The organism is Maricaulis sp., from assembly GCF_030149425.1.
Lineage (GTDB): Bacteria > Pseudomonadota > Alphaproteobacteria > Caulobacterales > Maricaulaceae > Maricaulis.
Genome location: NZ_JASBRQ010000073.1, coordinates 39,548 through 54,807, shown reverse-complemented (window position 1 = coordinate 54,807; position 15,260 = coordinate 39,548). Strand labels below are relative to the sequence as shown.

Here is a 15,260-nt window from a genome sequence, read left to right as displayed (position 1 = left end):
TTTCGTTTCAGCGCCCAGGCGGCGCTGACACCTGCCAGGCCGGCACCGATGACGATAATGTCCTTGGCCACGCGCGATCGCTCCAGAATCTCATCTACAGACCGTCCTTTGAACTTCGCCGCGATGCAGATAAAAGCAAGCTATATTCCGCATTTGCCCGGTATGGATCACATGGACGGCCTGGTTGCCCAGCTCAAAGCACTCGCCGAACCCACACGCTTACGCGTCGTGGTCATGCTGGCGCGTGGCGAGCTGACGGTTTCCGAGCTGGTGGGCATTCTCGGCCAGAGCCAGCCGCGCGTCAGCCGGCACCTTAAATTGCTTACCGATGCCGGCCTGGCCGAGCGCCTGCCCGAGGGCGCCTATGTCTTCTACCGTCTGACCGATAGCGGCGGCGGGAGGCGCCTGGCCGAGCTGGTCAATGAAATGGTCCCGGCGGATGATCCGGTGATCGCCCGTGATGTCGAACGTCTCGAGCGCACCAAAGCGCAACGCGCCGCGGCGGCGCAGGATTATTTCGAAAGCGTGGCCGAGGACTGGGACCGGATCCGCAAGCTGCACCTGTCCGACGGTGCGGTGGAGGCGGCGATGCGCGATCTCGCCGGGGCGGGGCCGTTCGGGCTGATGCTGGATGTCGGGGTGGCTACCGGCCGTATGCTGGAATTGTTCGCCGACCGGGTGGAGCGCGGTATCGGCATCGATATCAACCACTCCATGCTCAATGTCGCCCGCGCCAACCTGTCCGAGGCCGGCCTGACGCATTGTTCGGTGCGCCATGCTGATGTCGGCGCTCTGCCGTTTGAAAGCGACAGCGCCGATCTCGTCACCGTGCACCAGGTGCTGCACTATCTCGACGATCCGGCCATGGCGGTGTCCGAATGTGCCCGGGTTTTGAAACCCGGTGGCCGTCTTCTGGTGGTCGATTTCGCACCGCACCAGCTGGAAGAATTGCGCGAGGCGCATTTCCATCGCCGCCTCGGTTTCTCCGATGAGGAAATGTCCGACATCATCGACCGCGCCGGGCTCAGCCTTGCAAAGCAGGTCGATCTTCACCCGGAAGAGGATGCGGGCGAGCTGACCTTGAAGATCTGGGTCGCAGCTAAGGGCTGAACGTTCCAACGGGCCGGAAATTCCACTTTCGTCGAATTTTCTGGACGCGGTTGAGCGCCGGATATAATGGGTCGCATCCATTTTTCAGGTGCAATCTCATGGAAGACACAACCCTGCTTGGCTGGGAGGAATGGGCAGCATTCCCAAAGCTTGGACTGCCTGCGGTGAAGGCGAAGGTGGATACCGGCGCGCGGACATCGGCGCTGCATGCTGTTTCTATCGAGCCCTTTGGTCCGATGGAGAAGACGCAGGTGCGTTTTATCCTCCATCCCATCCCGGATAAGCCCGAGATCGAGATCGTCTGTTCTGCTCCCGCTGTCGACCGGCGGGAGGTCGTGTCGTCGAACGGGGAGCGCGAGTTGCGCTGGGTAATCGAAACCCCGGTTCGTATCGGAGACCGCGAATGGCCGGTAGAGCTGACCTTGACCAACCGGGAGACCATGGCCTATCGCATGTTGCTGGGCCGTCAGGCGATCCCTGAAGATATGGTGGTTAATCCGACTCTGTCCTGCGCGCAGGGCGAGCTCAGCTATGACCTGTACAAGGATTTTCCCCGGAGGCGGCCGGTAAAGAGACCTCTGCGCATAGCCATTCTCACCCGAGAGCCGAACAATTACTCGTCTCAGCGTTTACGTGATGCTGCACAGACCCGTGGGCATGTTGTTGAGATGATCAACACGGCCCGTTGCACGCTGGCGATCGATGCCAACGACCCGAAGGTCTATTACGACGGCAAGCCCCTGCCTGTGTATGACGCGGTCATTCCGCGCATCGGAGCCAGCATGACCGGTTACGGGATGGCGGTGCTGCGACAATTCTCGATGATGGGCGCTTATTGCCTCAACACTGCCGAGGCGATTGGCGCGTCTCGCGACAAGCTGTTCGCGCATCAGATTCTGGCGCGTTCAGGCATCAATATGCCTGTGACCGCGTTTGCGCATTCGCCGAAGGATACCGCCAACCTGATTGCGCATGTCGGGGATGCGCCTCTGGTGGTCAAGCTGCTGCAGTCCACGCAGGGGCGTGGTGTTGTTTTGGCTGAAACCAAGAAAGCGGCTGAATCGGTGATTGATGCTTTTCGCGGTCTTGATGCGAACTTCATCGTGCAGGAGTTCGTCAAGGAGGCTGGTGGGGCCGATATCCGCTGTTTCGTCGTTGGTGGCCGTGTGATTGCAACGATGATGCGGCAGGCTGAAGAGGGAGAGTTCCGCTCCAACCTTCATCGTGGTGGCACAGCCAGGAAGGTTCGCATCACCAAAGAGGAACGTGTGGCTGCTGTCCAGGCGACCAAGTCACTCGGCCTGTCTGTCGCTGGAGTTGATCTGCTGCGCTCCGCGACCGGCCCCAAGATACTGGAGGTGAATTCGTCACCCGGCTTGGAGGGCGTTGAACGCTCATCGGGTAAGGATGTTGCCGGTCTGATTGTCGAATATCTGGAAACGCATGTTCGCCCCGCCCGGACGGGCAAGCGCAAGGCGGCGGCACGGACCCCAGCCGAGGCCCGTGCCGAACCGGCTAGTTCGCAGTCGGAATGATGACGCGGTCGACGACGTGGATGACGCCGTTGGAGGTCTGGATGTCGGCCTGGATGACTTCGGCATTGCCGACGCGGACACCATTGGTCGCATCGATGAGAACGCTGGAGCCTTCGACGGTTTCCACCGACAGGATCTGACCGGCAAGCTGATCGCTGGTGATCGCACCCGGTACGACGTGGAAGGTCAGGATATCGACCAGCTCGTGACGGTTCTCCGGGCGCAGCAGACGGTCGACTTCACCGTGCGGCAGGCCGGCAAAGGCGCTGTCGATCGGCGCAAAGACGGTGAACGGACCGTCGCCCTTCAGCGTGTCGACGAGACCGGCAGCCTGAACAGCAGCAACCAGCGTGTTGAACTGGCCGGCGCCGACAGCGGTGTCGACAATGTCAGCCCGGGCGGCGTGGGCATGGTTGTGGCCGGTGTTCGCGGCTTTCGGGTGGCTCATGGCGAGAGCCGGGACAGAGACGAGGGCGGCGGCGATAGCCGCAATAGAGACAAGACGCATTATGCGCTCCCTTTTTCGGTTCAATCGCGTCCGGCGGTGGCCGCCGCCGGTCGCATGTCGGGGGTGTCTCATGCATGTGACGTGAACAGTTACGCGCCCGGTTGCGAAACAGATCTGAATCTTGCGGGAGTTTAATTCTCTAGTGAATTCAAGGCCCCACCACCGGGCGTGGAAATCTCGACCTGATCGCCCGGCTCGACCTCGATGCGAAACAGCCCGTCCAATTCCTGTTCTGAGTTGTCGCTGCGGATGACGCGCTGGGTTCCCGGCATGGCCTCATTGCCGCCATTGACGCCAAAGGGGCGCTCGATACGGCGGGAAGACAGCAGAGCAACATCCATCGGTTCAGTAAAGCGAAGGCAGCGTTGCGAGCCATGCCCGCCGCGCCACGCGCCTGTACCCGCTGATCCCGCCCGAATGCGATGGTGCACCACTTCGACCGGGAAGCGCTGTTCCAGAACTTCCGGATCGGTCATGCGTGAATTGGTCATATGGGTGTGGATGGCGTCAGTGCCGGCAAAGGGCCGGCCATGATGGTCAATGCCTGCGCCCGAGCCACCGCAGATCGTCTCGTAATACTGGTAGCGCGCATTGCCGAAAGTCAGATTGTTCATCGTGCCCTGACCGGCCGCGAGACGACCGGTAGCCCCGAAGAGGGCATCGACGACGAGCTGGCTGGTCTCGACATTGCCCGCAACAACCGCCGCCGGCGCTCTCGGATTGAGCAGGCACCCCTCCGGAATGATCAGTTCAATCGGTTTGAGGCAGCCCTCATTGAGCGGGATCTTGTCACCGACCAGGCAGCGGAAGACATAGAGCACAGCGGCGCGCGCCACCGAGGCCGGAGCGTTGAAGTTGCTCGGACGCTGGGGTGAGGTGCCGGTGAAATCGACCACGGCACTACGCGCCGAGCGGTCAACGCGGATCGCAACGCAGATCTCCGCGCCATCATCCAGCCGGACACGATGCTCGCCATCGCTTAGCGCGTCGATGACCCGGCGCACGGCGCGTTCGGCGTTATCCTGAACATGGCCCATATAGGCCTTCACCACATCCAGGCCGTGCTCGGAAACCAGGCGTTCGAGCTCGGCGGCGCCTTTGGCGCAGGCGGCGAGCTGGGCCTTGAGATCGGCGATATTCTGGTCCGGGTTGCGGGCCGGGTAAGGACCGCCATCGAGAACATCCCGTACGGGCGGTTCGAGGAATCGGCCATCCTTGACGATCAGCACATTGCGGAACTGCACCCCTTCTTCCTCAATCGAGGTCGAGAAAGGCGGCATGGAGCCTGGCGCGATACCGCCGACATCGGCGTGGTGGCCACGCGAGGCGATGTAGAACAAACGCTCGCCGCCAGCGGGGTCATGGACCGGACGCACAACAGTGATGTCCGGCAGGTGGGTGCCACCATCATAGGGGGCGTTCACTGCGACGGCATCGCCCGGGCCGAGATCGGGGTGAGCCATCGCCGCTGAACGAACACTGGCTGACATCGAGCCGAGATGCACAGGCATATGTGGAGCGTTGGCGACCAGACCGCCGTCCGCGTCAAAGACGGCGCAAGAAAAGTCCAGCCTCTCCTTGATATTGACCGAGTGGGCTGTGCGCTCGAGAGCGACCCCCATCTGTTCGGCCACGCTCATGAAACGCCGGTTGAACAATTCCAGCCGGACCGGATCCAGTTCGGTTCCGGCCTCGCTGGTGTCGACATCTTTCTCCTCCCGGACGAGACGCAACATGCCGTCCTCGAGCCGCTCCGCCGCCCAGCCGGGGTCGAGCACGATAGTCGAATTGGCATCCATGATCAGGGCCGGGCCGGCCAGCCGTGGGCCGACGGGCAGGGTCTCAAGCCGGTAAACCGGGCAGGCATGGACCTCCCCCTCTATCACCATGCCGGCTTCGCCGGCGGGCTTTGGCGCGTCGCCGAGCGATAAGGTTTCGGTCCAGTCGCGCGACCCCGGGGGCGCTGCTGCAGCCTCGACCGTGATGGACTCCACCATGAGCCGCCCGGCCGGCATGAACCCGAAGAGTTGTTCGTGGGCGTCCCGGAAGCCGGCGCGCATCCGGTCCGGGGCGGCGAGGGCAATCGGAATGGTCGTGTCGGTCCCCTCGACCTTGATGCGCAAATCGACATTGCGCTGGATTGTGTCTGCACCAATGCCGGCCTGGATCAGGGCATGGGAGGTTTCGCCGACCAGGCGCTCCACAGCCTCCCCGACCGGGCCAAGCGCATCCTCGAGCGGCGCGCCGATTGCGGCCTGCCGGGTTTCGACCAGGTCTGCGAGGCCAATTCCCAGCGCCGAGAGCAGTCCGGCATAGGGGTGGACCAGCACCGTCTCCATACCCAGGCCTTCAGCGACCTTGCAGGCATGTTGCGCCCCGGCACCGCCAAAGGCGCTGAGCGCATAGCGGCCGGGGTCGACCCCTTCGGCGATGGAGATCTGTTTGATGGCTTGGGCCATGCTCTCAATAGCGACCGCAAGAAATCCTTCCGCGGCAGCTTCTGCGGAGGGCAGGTCCATCGCTGCAGCCAGTTCTGCAAGGGCTTTGCGGCTGGCCTCGACATCGATGGGGGCATTGCCGTCCGGGCCGAATTTGCAGGGAAACCAGTCTGGCTGGATGCGGCCAAGCACGACATTCGCATCTGTTACCGTCGCCGGGCCGCCGCGGCCATAGGCGGCGGGGCCGGGCTGGGCGCCGGCGCTTTCCGGTCCGACCCGGGCGCGTTCTCCGTCAAAACTCAGGATGGAGCCGCCACCGGCCGCCACGGTGTGCACCGCCATCATCGGTGCGCGCAGACGCTGGCCGGCGACCTCGGTTTCTTCCACCCGCGCGTAACGTTCACCGTCAAAGCGGGAGACATCGGTTGAGGTTCCGCCCATATCGAAACCGATGACGCGCGGATAGCCGGATTTCAGCGCCGTTTGTGCCATGCCGACGACACCGCCGGCAGGGCCGGACAGGACCGCATCCCGGGCATGGAAATTCTCCGCGGGGGCGAGGCCGCCTGAGGATTGCATGAAGAACAGCGGAGTGCCGTCCACGCCTTCGGCAACCCGGCCGACATAATCCTTCAGCACCGGCGTCAGATAGGCGTCGAGAACTGTGGTGGAGGCGCGTGGGACGATTTTGATCAGCGGGCTGGCGACAGAGGATCGCAGGACGGTGTTGAAGCCGGCCGCGCGGGCGAGGGCTTCGGCGCGTTCCTCGTGGGCTGGATTGCGCCAGGCATGCATGAAGGCGATGGCCACGGTCTCCAGGCCGTCGCGGCGTGCCTGCGCCAGACTGGCGACCAAGGCCGCTTCGTTGAGCGGGGTCCGCTTGGACCCGTCAGCGCGCGTGCGTTCCTCGACCTCGGCGACCTGGTGATAGAGCGGGGCAGGGCGTTTCAGGTCGAGCGCGAAAATGTCCGGCCGGGTCTGATCCCCGATGATCAAGAGATCTTCAAATCCCTTGGTCACCAGGAACAGCGTCCGCGCGCCCTTGCGCTCGAGCAGCGCATTGGTGGCGACGGTCGTTCCCATTTTGACGGCCGAGACCGGGGCTCCGGCACTCAGGCGTTTCACGCCTTCGCTGGCGGCGTCATCATATTCGGGGCTTTCGGAAAGCAGTTTGAGCGCATGCAGGCGCCCGTCGGGGCCACGGCCGAGGATGTCGGTGAAGGTGCCGCCCCGATCGATCCAGAATTCCCAGTCCTGCGACATGCCCGCTCCCCTGATGTGCCGGGCGAGCCTAGCGGCGGGGCGGGGTGAGGCAAGCCCGGTATGCGGCGAAATACCCTAGGAGAATTTGCACCGCGCCTCTCGCATGTCGTGGCGCGAAGCCTTACATTGCTGACGAAAGACGGATGGCTGATGAGTTTTTGGCGCAAGCTTGCAGCCCGGTTGCAGGGCCGGGACTGTTTCCTTGAATGCGACGGTTTTGATTGCGGCCCGGAACGCCGGGTCGGCGATGCCGATTTCGCCATGGCCCTGATTGGTCTGGGCGCCAAGCTGGCCAAGGCGGATGGCGTCGTCACCCGCAGTGAGATCAAGGCCTTTTACGAGGTCTTCCGTCCACCGCCGGAAGGGCGTGCGGCGCTCGACCGGGCGTTTGAACTGGCGATGCAGACCACGCTCGGGTTTGAAGGCTATGCGCGCCGCCTGGCCCGCCGTTTCCGCGCCAATCCGGCCATTCTGGAAGACGTGCTCGACGGGCTGTTCCATATCGCCAAGGCTGACGGGGCGGTGACGGCGAGCGAGCTGGATTTCCTGGAATCCGTCGCCGAGGAGTTCGGCTTCACACCGCTGGAATATCGTCGCATCTACACCGCCCACATGGGAGCGCCTGAGGATGATCCCTATGTCATCCTGGGGATTGATGCGGACATTTCCGATGCAGATCTCAAGCGCGCCTATCGGCGTATCGCGACTCAAAACCATCCGGATCGCATGATTGCACGTGGGGCTCCGCCGGCGGCGCAGAAACTCGCGGATGAAAAAATGGCGGCCATTAACGTGGCTTACGGGAGAATCCTGGAAGAAAGAGGTATCCTCGCCGGGGCAGCCAATTGACCTCGGCGCCTGAAATGCCAACATGTATGGGTGAGGGGATAAAAAGAGACGGTGCAGGATGACTGAAACGCATCAACCAACATCTGGGCCTCGCGCCGGTCGCGTGCTGCGCGACGTGCTGGCTGCCGTTATTGCGGTGGCGACCATTGCGCTTGTTTTCATCCTCGCGGCCATGCTCACCGCTGTCTTCCTCGCTATTCTCGGAGCGGCGCTGATCGCCGGTGGCGCTTACTGGCTCTGGCTCAAAGTGCGGCGCCGCAAGAGCGATGACAGCCCGGAAGTTCTGGTCGCAACGCGCGGGCCGGAAGGCTGGACCGTTGACGGGCTCAATGGCTCCAAGCGCCGCGACTGATTGCAGCTTTCCAAGCCTTCATTGAGAACACGCCAATGTGACTGTACGGCTGCGAGCTGTGCCGCCAATCATCGTTGTCAATCCGCCGGGAGTTGTCGATGCGCCGTGTTCTGATTGTACTCGCCATTTTGCTGCCCTTGATGCTGGTTGGCTGTGTCAGCATGGGCCTGCCCAAGGTCTCTTCGCGTGGCATTTATGACCCGGCTCGGCCCTTAATCGGTCCGCAAGCGGTGTCACTTGAGACCTGGAATGGCGCCCGCGCGGGCCTGGTTCAGGCCTTCGAACGTGAGGTTTACGGCGCTTATCCCGACGCCACCCAAACCGAGATGCTCGACCATGTCGTGGTCGAGACCGGCGCCTTTGAGGGGCGCGGTGATATCGAGGAATACCGCCTCGCCATGGCCGGGCGGGAGACCTATCTGGTCACGGTGACGCCGACGGAGGCGGACGGGCCGGTACCGACCATCATCCTGCAAATGTTCTGCGGTAATCGCGCCGCCCTGGGCGGTCGTGCCGATATCACCAGCAGCCCGAACGATCCCGGCTGTGATCCTGACAGCTGGTTTGCCGGTGCAATTCGCATGGTATTCGGCCGTCATATCATGGAGCCGCCGATCGCTGAGATTCTCGATCGCGGCTATGCGCTGGCGATCATATACCCCGGCGATATTGTCCCGGATCGCTCGTCGAGTGGTCTGGTGGCGCTCGAGAGCATGCTTCCGGATACGCCGAGCGGTGCGATTACTGTGTGGGCCTGGGTGTATTCCCGCGTCATCGACGTGCTCGATGCCGATCCGCGCTATGACCGTGAGCGCACTGCGGTCTGGGGCCATTCGCGCAATGGCAAGTCGGCGCTCCTGGCTGCGGTTTATGATCCGCGTGTCGATCTGGTCATCGCTCATCAGGCCGGGACGGGTGGCACAACCCTGTCGCGCTCGCATGCCGGCGAGAGCATCGCCCAGATCACCGACAGCTATCCGCACTGGTTCTCACCCGCCTATGCGGGCTTTGCGGGTAATGAGGAGGCTTTGTCGGTGGACCAGCACCAGCTCATTGCCCTGGCGGCACCGCGACCAGTGTTGATCGGCGGGGCCTGGCGTGACCAGTGGTCTGATCCGCAAGACAGTTTCCGCGCCGCCCGCTCGGCCAATCCGGTTTATGCCCTGTACGGCTCCGAGGGGCTGCGCCAGGCGGATATGTCGGCCTACGACCCGACCGCTGACCTGGCCTTGTTCATGCGCGGCGGATTGCACGGTGTGCAGCCGTCGGACTGGGACAATTTCCTCGCCTTCCTCGACGCGCACTTCCAACCGTAAATCCCGCACGCGGAATGATGGCTTGTATCGATGCCGCGCTCGCGCGATGTATCGATCATGAGATGGCGTGATTTCCTCGCCCTAGTCGCCGTTTGCGTCGTCTGGGGGCTCAATTTTGTCGTGGCGAAATTCTCGGTGACCGGGGATCCGGGCTGGGTGCCCGGATTTGACGGGGCGCCGCCGATATTCTTTGCCTTTTTGCGCTTCGCCCTGCTTTACGCCTTTCTCGCGCCCTGGCTGCGGCCCGGCCCGGCGGACATGAAGACCATGTTCGGTGTCGCCATGTGTATGGGCGCCCTGCAATACGTGCTGATCTTCATGGGGCTGCAATGGGCCACGCCCTCGGGCATGGCGATCGCGCTGCAGCTCGGCGTGCCATTTGCCACCATTTTGTCCGTCATCCTGTTGAAGGAACATGTCGGCCCGGTGCGCCTGCTCGGCATTATTGTGGCCTTTGTCGGCATCATCATCGTGGTCGCCAATCCGGGCGAGGCGGACCTCTCGCTGGGGCTTTTGATCGGTATCGGTGCGGCCTTTGTCGGGGCTCTGGGCATGATCCTGGTCAAGCGCATGCCGCTGGACAGTATCCGCATGCAGGCCTGGATCGGGCTGATCTCCTGGCCGCCGCTCCTGGTTCTGTCGCTGGTCTTCGAGCGCGACCAGATCGCTGAATCGCTGGAGGGCGGCTGGCTCTTCCTGGCGGCGCTCATTTTCACCGTCGTGCTGGTGAATATTTTCGGCCATGGCGTCTTCTACAATCTCCTGAAACGCTATGACGCCACGCTGATTGCTCCGCTGACCCTGATGGCACCGCTGGTCGGCGTCCTCTCCGGTCTGTTGATCACCAATGACCCGATCGGCTGGCGCCTCTTCGTGGGGGGCGGGCTGACCCTGATCGGGGTCGGTGTCATCGCCATCCGTCAGAACCGGAAACTGCCCAATGCCGGGCTGGCGCGTGAGAAAACCCTGTAACCGGCCATGCTCGATGTCATCGATACCCCGTCGCCCAATTTCAATGACCGCAAACTCCCGGTCTCGCTGATCATCCTGCACTATACCGGGATGAAGGACGGGCCGACGGCGCTGGCCCGGATGTGCGATGAGGACGCCCAGGTATCGGCCCACTACATGGTGGAGGAGGACGGGCGGATTTTCCGTCTTGTGGCCGAGGACAAGCGCGCCTGGCACGCCGGGGTGAGTTCCTGGGGCGGGAAGAGCGATATCAATTCGGCCTCTGTCGGCATTGAGATTGTCAATGGTGGTCATGATTTCGGCCTGCCCGATTTCCCGCAGGTCCAGATTGATGCCGTGATCGCTCTGACGCGCGAGGTGATGCAGCGCCACCGGATCAAGCCGGCCCAGGTGATCGGACATTCCGACATAGCGCCGGGACGCAAGATCGATCCGGGTGAGGTATTCCCCTGGAACCAGCTGGTCTCGGCCGGTTGCGCCTTGAGCCCTGCCGATCTGCGCCCGGACGGGCTCGACTGTGAGGCGGCTCTGAAGGCGATCGGCTATGGTCTCGAGCCCGGCCTGCCAGCCGTCGTCGAAGCCTTTCAGCGCCGTTATCGTCCGGCCAGTATTACCGGCATCATCGACGACGAGACCGAAGCCCTGATCGCCGGAGTGCTCGCCGCTTCCCGCACCTGACGCCCGAACGCCGCCTTCACCTGCTTCTCCTTGCGCGAAAGAACTTTATAATATAAAGTACATGAAAGTGAGGTGAAAAGAGGTTGGTCATGAATATCATCACATCGGTTCCCGGCGGCATTCACACCGCCTTCGCAACGCTTGCCTTGATTGCCGGTGGCCTTGTTCTTCTGCGTCGCAAGGGAACGCGCTTTCATCGCCAGGCCGGTTATCTCTATTTCGTCTCCATGTGGGGGCTGGTCCTGGCCGGACTGCCGATGGCGCATAACGGCATCAGCGCCTTTCACTGGCTCTCTGCTGTCAGCGCGGCCAGTATTTCGCTCGGGCTGCTCGCCGTGCTCGGGGCCAAGGCAACAACGGACCCGGCCAAGCGGGCCGGGCGGCTTTATGCGCACTATAAGTTCATGGCCTGGTCCTATGCCGGTCTGGTCGCCGCAGGGGCATCACAGATCTCGGCGCGCATGGCGCTCTCCAATGGTGGCACGATCGGCGATTTCTGGTGGGCTGTTGCCGGTGGTTCGGCGGCCGTGATTGCCGCCGCGATCATCCTGATCCGGCTCTATGACCGCCGCGCGGGTGCGCTTTACGGGGCGAGCCCGAAAGCGTGAAGAGTTTGACCTCGACCGGCTTCCCCTCCTATGTAGCGCGCATCAGGCGGCTGGACGGTCGCGGCAGCAAGGCTGGAAACGGCGCTGTCGAGGAAAGTCCGGGCTCCACGGAGACAAGGTGCCGGGTAGCGCCCGGCGGGGGTGACCCCAGGGAAAGCGCAGCAGAGAGTAGACCGCCCGCCATTGCCTGCTTGCAGGCTTCGGCGTGGTAAGGGTGAAACGGTGCGGTAAGAGCGCACCGCCCCGACCGTAAGGAAGGGGGCACGGCAAGCCCCACCTGGAGCAAGACCGAATAGGGATGAGCGCGGCTTGCCGCACATGTGTCTCCGCATGTCATCCGGGTAGGTCGCACCAGGTGCGCCGCAAGGCGCATCGCAGATGAATGATCGTCGCCCCGCTCGCGGGGAACAGAACCCGGCTTACAGGCCGCCTGATATTATCTTCGTGCTTGAGGTGCCGCTTGCCGCAGGATTAAGTGCCGGCCCGGGTCAGCTGGTGTTCAGCTTCGCCCGGCAAACTGGGCCCAGTCACCGCGTGGAGTTTGGAACAATGGTTTTGATCGCTTGTCTCAGCCTGGCCGCGAGCCAGCCGGCCGTACCGACGGATTTGCATCCGGTCGATGACATGGAGTTTGCGATTACCGAGCGTCCGGCGCCGGTCGAGACCTTGCCCGAAGGGTTGCAAAGCCTTGTCGATGAGTTGCGCACCGGGATTGCCGAGCGTGATCCCTATCCTTTCGTGCGGGCCGCCGGCCGCAATTTCCGCTATCCGCGCGATCCGGGCGGTTATATCGGCTGGTCCACCAATCGCGGTGTCGCGCTGCTGCGGGCCCTGCGTCTGCACGGCCGCGCCAGCGAGATCCCCGATGAAGACTGGCAAGGCGCGGCGGTGTATTTTTCGAGCGATGACTATGTCGCCACCGGCAACAGAATCTGCGGCGGTTTCGGTGAGGGCGAATGGCGCCAGTATGGCGAGGATAACTGGTCCTACACCGGTCATTGGGTGTGTTATCAGTTCGCACCGAACGGGCGCTGGCAGATCAGTGAATTATTCCAGCCGCTGGTGCCGTAAACTTTCGATCAGCCCATGAAATGAAAGCGGCCCGGCTGGGCCGTACCGGCATCGATCGCGGCCAGGTGCTCCCGGATCGTGCTGCCGTAATGCGCCTCGAAGCGGGCGCGGTATTCGTTCTGTTGCGCCTCATCCAGGCCGGCTTTGCTCATGGCCGCCGCCAGCGTGTCGAGGACCTCGCGCAATACAGATTCAAGCTCGCCACGTTCGATGGCATAGCTCCGGTCGCGATTGAAATAGACCGCCATCAGGGCTGTGAAATCCCCGTCATCAAACGCTGTGCGGCGGGTTGTTTCAGCGGCTGGCGCTGCAGGCGGAGCCGGCTCAGCTGCAGTAATGGGCCAGGCCTCGATGAAAATCCGGTCAATCACGGCGCGCTGGACAGCCTGATAGCTGGCCTGGTCCAGTTCGCTGCGGGCGCGGCTGTAAAACATCCGGCTGGCGATCATGGAAGGGTTCTGCAGGCTCGCCATGGCAAATTCGCGGGCGGGACCGGATTTGGCGCTGCCGGCGTCCATGGCGTCGAGATAGGCGTCCAGGGCGCGGCCCTGCGCGGCGCTGTCGGGCGGATTGTGCTCGCAGGTTACGCGCATCAATTCGAACAGGGCGATTTGCGCCTGTGCCGGAAGGTCGCCGTGATGCGTCTCGACCAGTTCGCGCAGCGTGTTGGGGAGGTCGGTCATGGCCTTAACGGGTCCAGGTTTGAACACTGCCGTCCGCACCTGTGACATAGAGCCGGTTACCCTCATCATTGAACGCCAGATCGGTAACCGCGAAGCCGGTCTCGGTGCGCCACCAGCTCTCCAGCTCCGAACCGACCGACCAGACCCGCAATACACCGTCATAAGAACCAGCGGCGAGAAAGCGGCCGTCGGGGCTGAAGCTGAGGGCGGATACCTCCTCCTGGCCAACAATCACATATTCGGTCTCCCGGGCGAGGGTGCGGTCATGCAGGGCAAGAATGCCGCTGTCATAGCCTGCCGCGATCAGGCGGCCTTGCGGGGCTATGTCCAACGCAGTGCCAGCCCCGAAACTGCGCTCAACAATGGTCAAAAGACGGTCGCCGGACGGCGCGTCCCAGAGCACGATATCGCCATTGCGCAGCAGGCCTGCGATCCGGTCTCCGGCGGGGCCGAATTGCAAATGCCCGACAGGTTCATTGTTCTCGGTTCTCAGGAAGGCGCGGATTGAGCTGCCATTATCGTCCCGGATTTCGGCGAAGCCGGAGCTGTAGCGGTCGGACCCGGCGATCGCGACCAGCTGGCCGTCCGGGCTGATTGTGCCATCAGCGAGCGCGTTGGAATCGGAAGACTGGTGATAGGTGGTGCGCCCGCCATCGGTGATCCGGTGAACTTCCAGCTTGCCGGCAGAGCCGACCACAAGGAAGGCATCGCCCGAGCGATCAAACTCGATGGCCAGGACGCTGCCGCGTTCGGCCTCGTCGTCTTCGCCGCGGAGCTCGGACGGACGCGTCTGGCGATTATAGAAGCTCAAACCGCCGCCGCCGTCTCCGGCCGCGACGATTGATCCGCCTGGGCGTGTATCGATGGCATAAGCGCCTGGTCCGGTATCGTCAGAGGCCAGCAATTCCCACCGTTCGACGGTTCGAAGCGGCCGCTCTTCGCGCGCGGCGGGGCGGCTGCCGCTTCGATCCAGCCCGTTGGAGATCAGCCGGTATTCCCCGGCTCGCAAGACAAAGTCTTCAGAGGTCTGTTGGGTGTAGCGGTCGCCGGGGCTGTAGCGCCGGCTGGTCTCGCTGGTACGTGCTGTTCCGCCACGGGCCATCATGGGGATGCCGGGGATGGCGCATTGCAACATGGATTGAACCCGGGCCGGGCCGGGCAGGTGGGTGCTGGAGCCGGGCAGCCGCCCGACATCGCCGGCAATTGCTTGCACGTCACCGTAATTGCGAATGAAGCCGTGCGCATACATGCGGTTGATAGCCCAGCAATCGGCGTTGATTTCCCGATAGGGGCTGTCGGTCCCGACGCCGCGCGGCAGGTTCAGGTGGGCGCACTCATGGTAGAACCAGAACATCGCGGCCTGCGGCGGGACTTCGTTTAGCCAGCGCGGGCTGATGCGGATATAGGGCTCGCCGGTCGCGTCATTGAAATCCGCCATGCCGATATTCTGATACAGCGCATCGTCAAGCGAGATCGCTACCTGTTGCCCGTCAGCGGTCTGGCACTGCACCGGTATACCGGCAACCTGGATCGCGTATTCAAAGCGTTGCGCCTGAGCGGCCTGTGTCGCCAATGCGCTGGCCAGCAGGGTGGTGGCGGCGAGCTTGGTGGTCTTGATCATCTTGTGTCCCTGGTCCTGCAGCTGCGGACCCGGCTGGCGGTTCTTATGCTGGCCGGAGACTAGCGGGTTGCTTGCGGCACGAACAAGGCGAAAGCACGAACTTATCCGGGCCTTTGCGTTCATCTCTTTTAGTGGGTGAGGGGCGCGCCCCTGATTATATCTTATTCGGAAATAATGTCCTCCATCATGGGAATTCCTGCCCCGCCATGGGTCCTGCTGGTCGCGACCTGTGGATATTAACTTAATTTTCCGTTTT

General features: G+C 62.9%; 13 protein-coding genes and 1 other RNA gene. 10 read left to right on the top strand and 4 right to left on the bottom strand.

Features of this window, described 5'->3' with window-relative positions; translation table 11 throughout:
- Together Q1V57_RS12975 and rimK are read left to right on the top strand one after the other, a co-directional pair.
- Positions 1 to 1,110 (top strand): metalloregulator ArsR/SmtB family transcription factor (locus Q1V57_RS12975; RefSeq protein ID WP_300531611.1); only part of this gene is annotated, 1,110 nt, incomplete at its 5' end.
- 98 nt (positions 1,111 to 1,208) lie between these two features.
- Positions 1,209 to 2,645, top strand: a complete 1,437-nt coding sequence (rimK, locus tag Q1V57_RS12970; RefSeq protein ID WP_300531610.1) for a 30S ribosomal protein S6--L-glutamate ligase — start codon at positions 1,209 to 1,211, stop codon at positions 2,643 to 2,645.
- Here the strand turns inward: rimK and Q1V57_RS12965 are convergent.
- Positions 2,626 to 3,093: a fasciclin domain-containing protein gene (locus tag Q1V57_RS12965; protein WP_366145160.1), complete on the bottom strand. Its 468-nt coding sequence runs from the start codon at positions 3,091 to 3,093 to the stop codon at positions 2,626 to 2,628. The genes rimK and Q1V57_RS12965 overlap by 20 nt on opposite strands.
- 191 nt (positions 3,094 to 3,284) lie before the next feature.
- Entirely contained in the window at positions 3,285 to 6,854 is a 3,570-nt protein-coding gene (locus tag Q1V57_RS12960) for a hydantoinase B/oxoprolinase family protein (RefSeq protein ID WP_300531604.1), read from the bottom strand.
- A gap of 150 nt (positions 6,855 to 7,004) precedes the next feature.
- On the opposite strand from Q1V57_RS12960, the gene Q1V57_RS12955 reads away from it, so the two are divergent.
- From Q1V57_RS12955 to Q1V57_RS12920, 8 genes are all read left to right on the top strand, one after another.
- On the top strand, positions 7,005 to 7,703 hold the full coding sequence (locus Q1V57_RS12955; protein WP_300531602.1) for a molecular chaperone DjiA: 699 nt from the start codon (positions 7,005 to 7,007) through the stop codon (positions 7,701 to 7,703).
- A 58-nt stretch (positions 7,704 to 7,761) separates the two neighbouring features.
- On the top strand, positions 7,762 to 8,055 hold the full coding sequence (locus tag Q1V57_RS12950; protein WP_300531600.1) for a hypothetical protein: 294 nt from the start codon (positions 7,762 to 7,764) through the stop codon (positions 8,053 to 8,055).
- Positions 8,056 to 8,153: 98 nt separating this feature from the next.
- On the top strand, positions 8,154 to 9,371 hold the full coding sequence (locus Q1V57_RS12945) for a hypothetical protein (protein WP_300531598.1): 1,218 nt from the start codon (positions 8,154 to 8,156) through the stop codon (positions 9,369 to 9,371).
- Between the two features lie 57 nt (positions 9,372 to 9,428).
- On the top strand, positions 9,429 to 10,343 hold the full coding sequence (locus Q1V57_RS12940; RefSeq protein WP_300531596.1) for an EamA family transporter: 915 nt from the start codon (positions 9,429 to 9,431) through the stop codon (positions 10,341 to 10,343).
- Between the two features lie 6 nt (positions 10,344 to 10,349).
- The gene (locus Q1V57_RS12935) at positions 10,350 to 11,021 is read left to right on the top strand and encodes an N-acetylmuramoyl-L-alanine amidase (RefSeq protein ID WP_300531594.1); all 672 of its coding nucleotides are present in this window, start codon (positions 10,350 to 10,352) and stop codon (positions 11,019 to 11,021) included.
- Positions 11,022 to 11,110: 89 nt separating this feature from the next.
- Positions 11,111 to 11,629: a DUF2306 domain-containing protein gene (locus tag Q1V57_RS12930; protein ID WP_300531591.1), complete on the top strand. Its 519-nt coding sequence runs from the start codon at positions 11,111 to 11,113 to the stop codon at positions 11,627 to 11,629.
- Between the two features lie 42 nt (positions 11,630 to 11,671).
- An RNA gene (gene rnpB / locus Q1V57_RS12925) (RNase P RNA component class A) lies at positions 11,672 to 12,067 on the top strand.
- Between the two features lie 111 nt (positions 12,068 to 12,178).
- The gene (locus Q1V57_RS12920; protein ID WP_300531588.1) at positions 12,179 to 12,700 is read left to right on the top strand and encodes a hypothetical protein; all 522 of its coding nucleotides are present in this window, start codon (positions 12,179 to 12,181) and stop codon (positions 12,698 to 12,700) included.
- A gap of 8 nt (positions 12,701 to 12,708) precedes the next feature.
- Here the strand turns inward: Q1V57_RS12920 and Q1V57_RS12915 are convergent, their stop codons facing one another.
- Both Q1V57_RS12915 and Q1V57_RS12910 read right to left on the bottom strand, forming a co-directional pair.
- Positions 12,709 to 13,383, bottom strand: coding sequence for a hypothetical protein (locus Q1V57_RS12915; protein ID WP_300531585.1), 675 nt, complete (start codon positions 13,381 to 13,383; stop codon positions 12,709 to 12,711).
- A 4-nt stretch (positions 13,384 to 13,387) separates the two neighbouring features.
- Positions 13,388 to 15,004 (bottom strand): hypothetical protein, encoded by a 1,617-nt coding sequence (locus tag Q1V57_RS12910; protein WP_300531583.1) that lies wholly within the window; start codon positions 15,002 to 15,004, stop codon positions 13,388 to 13,390.
- Positions 15,005 to 15,260 lie beyond the last annotated feature (256 nt).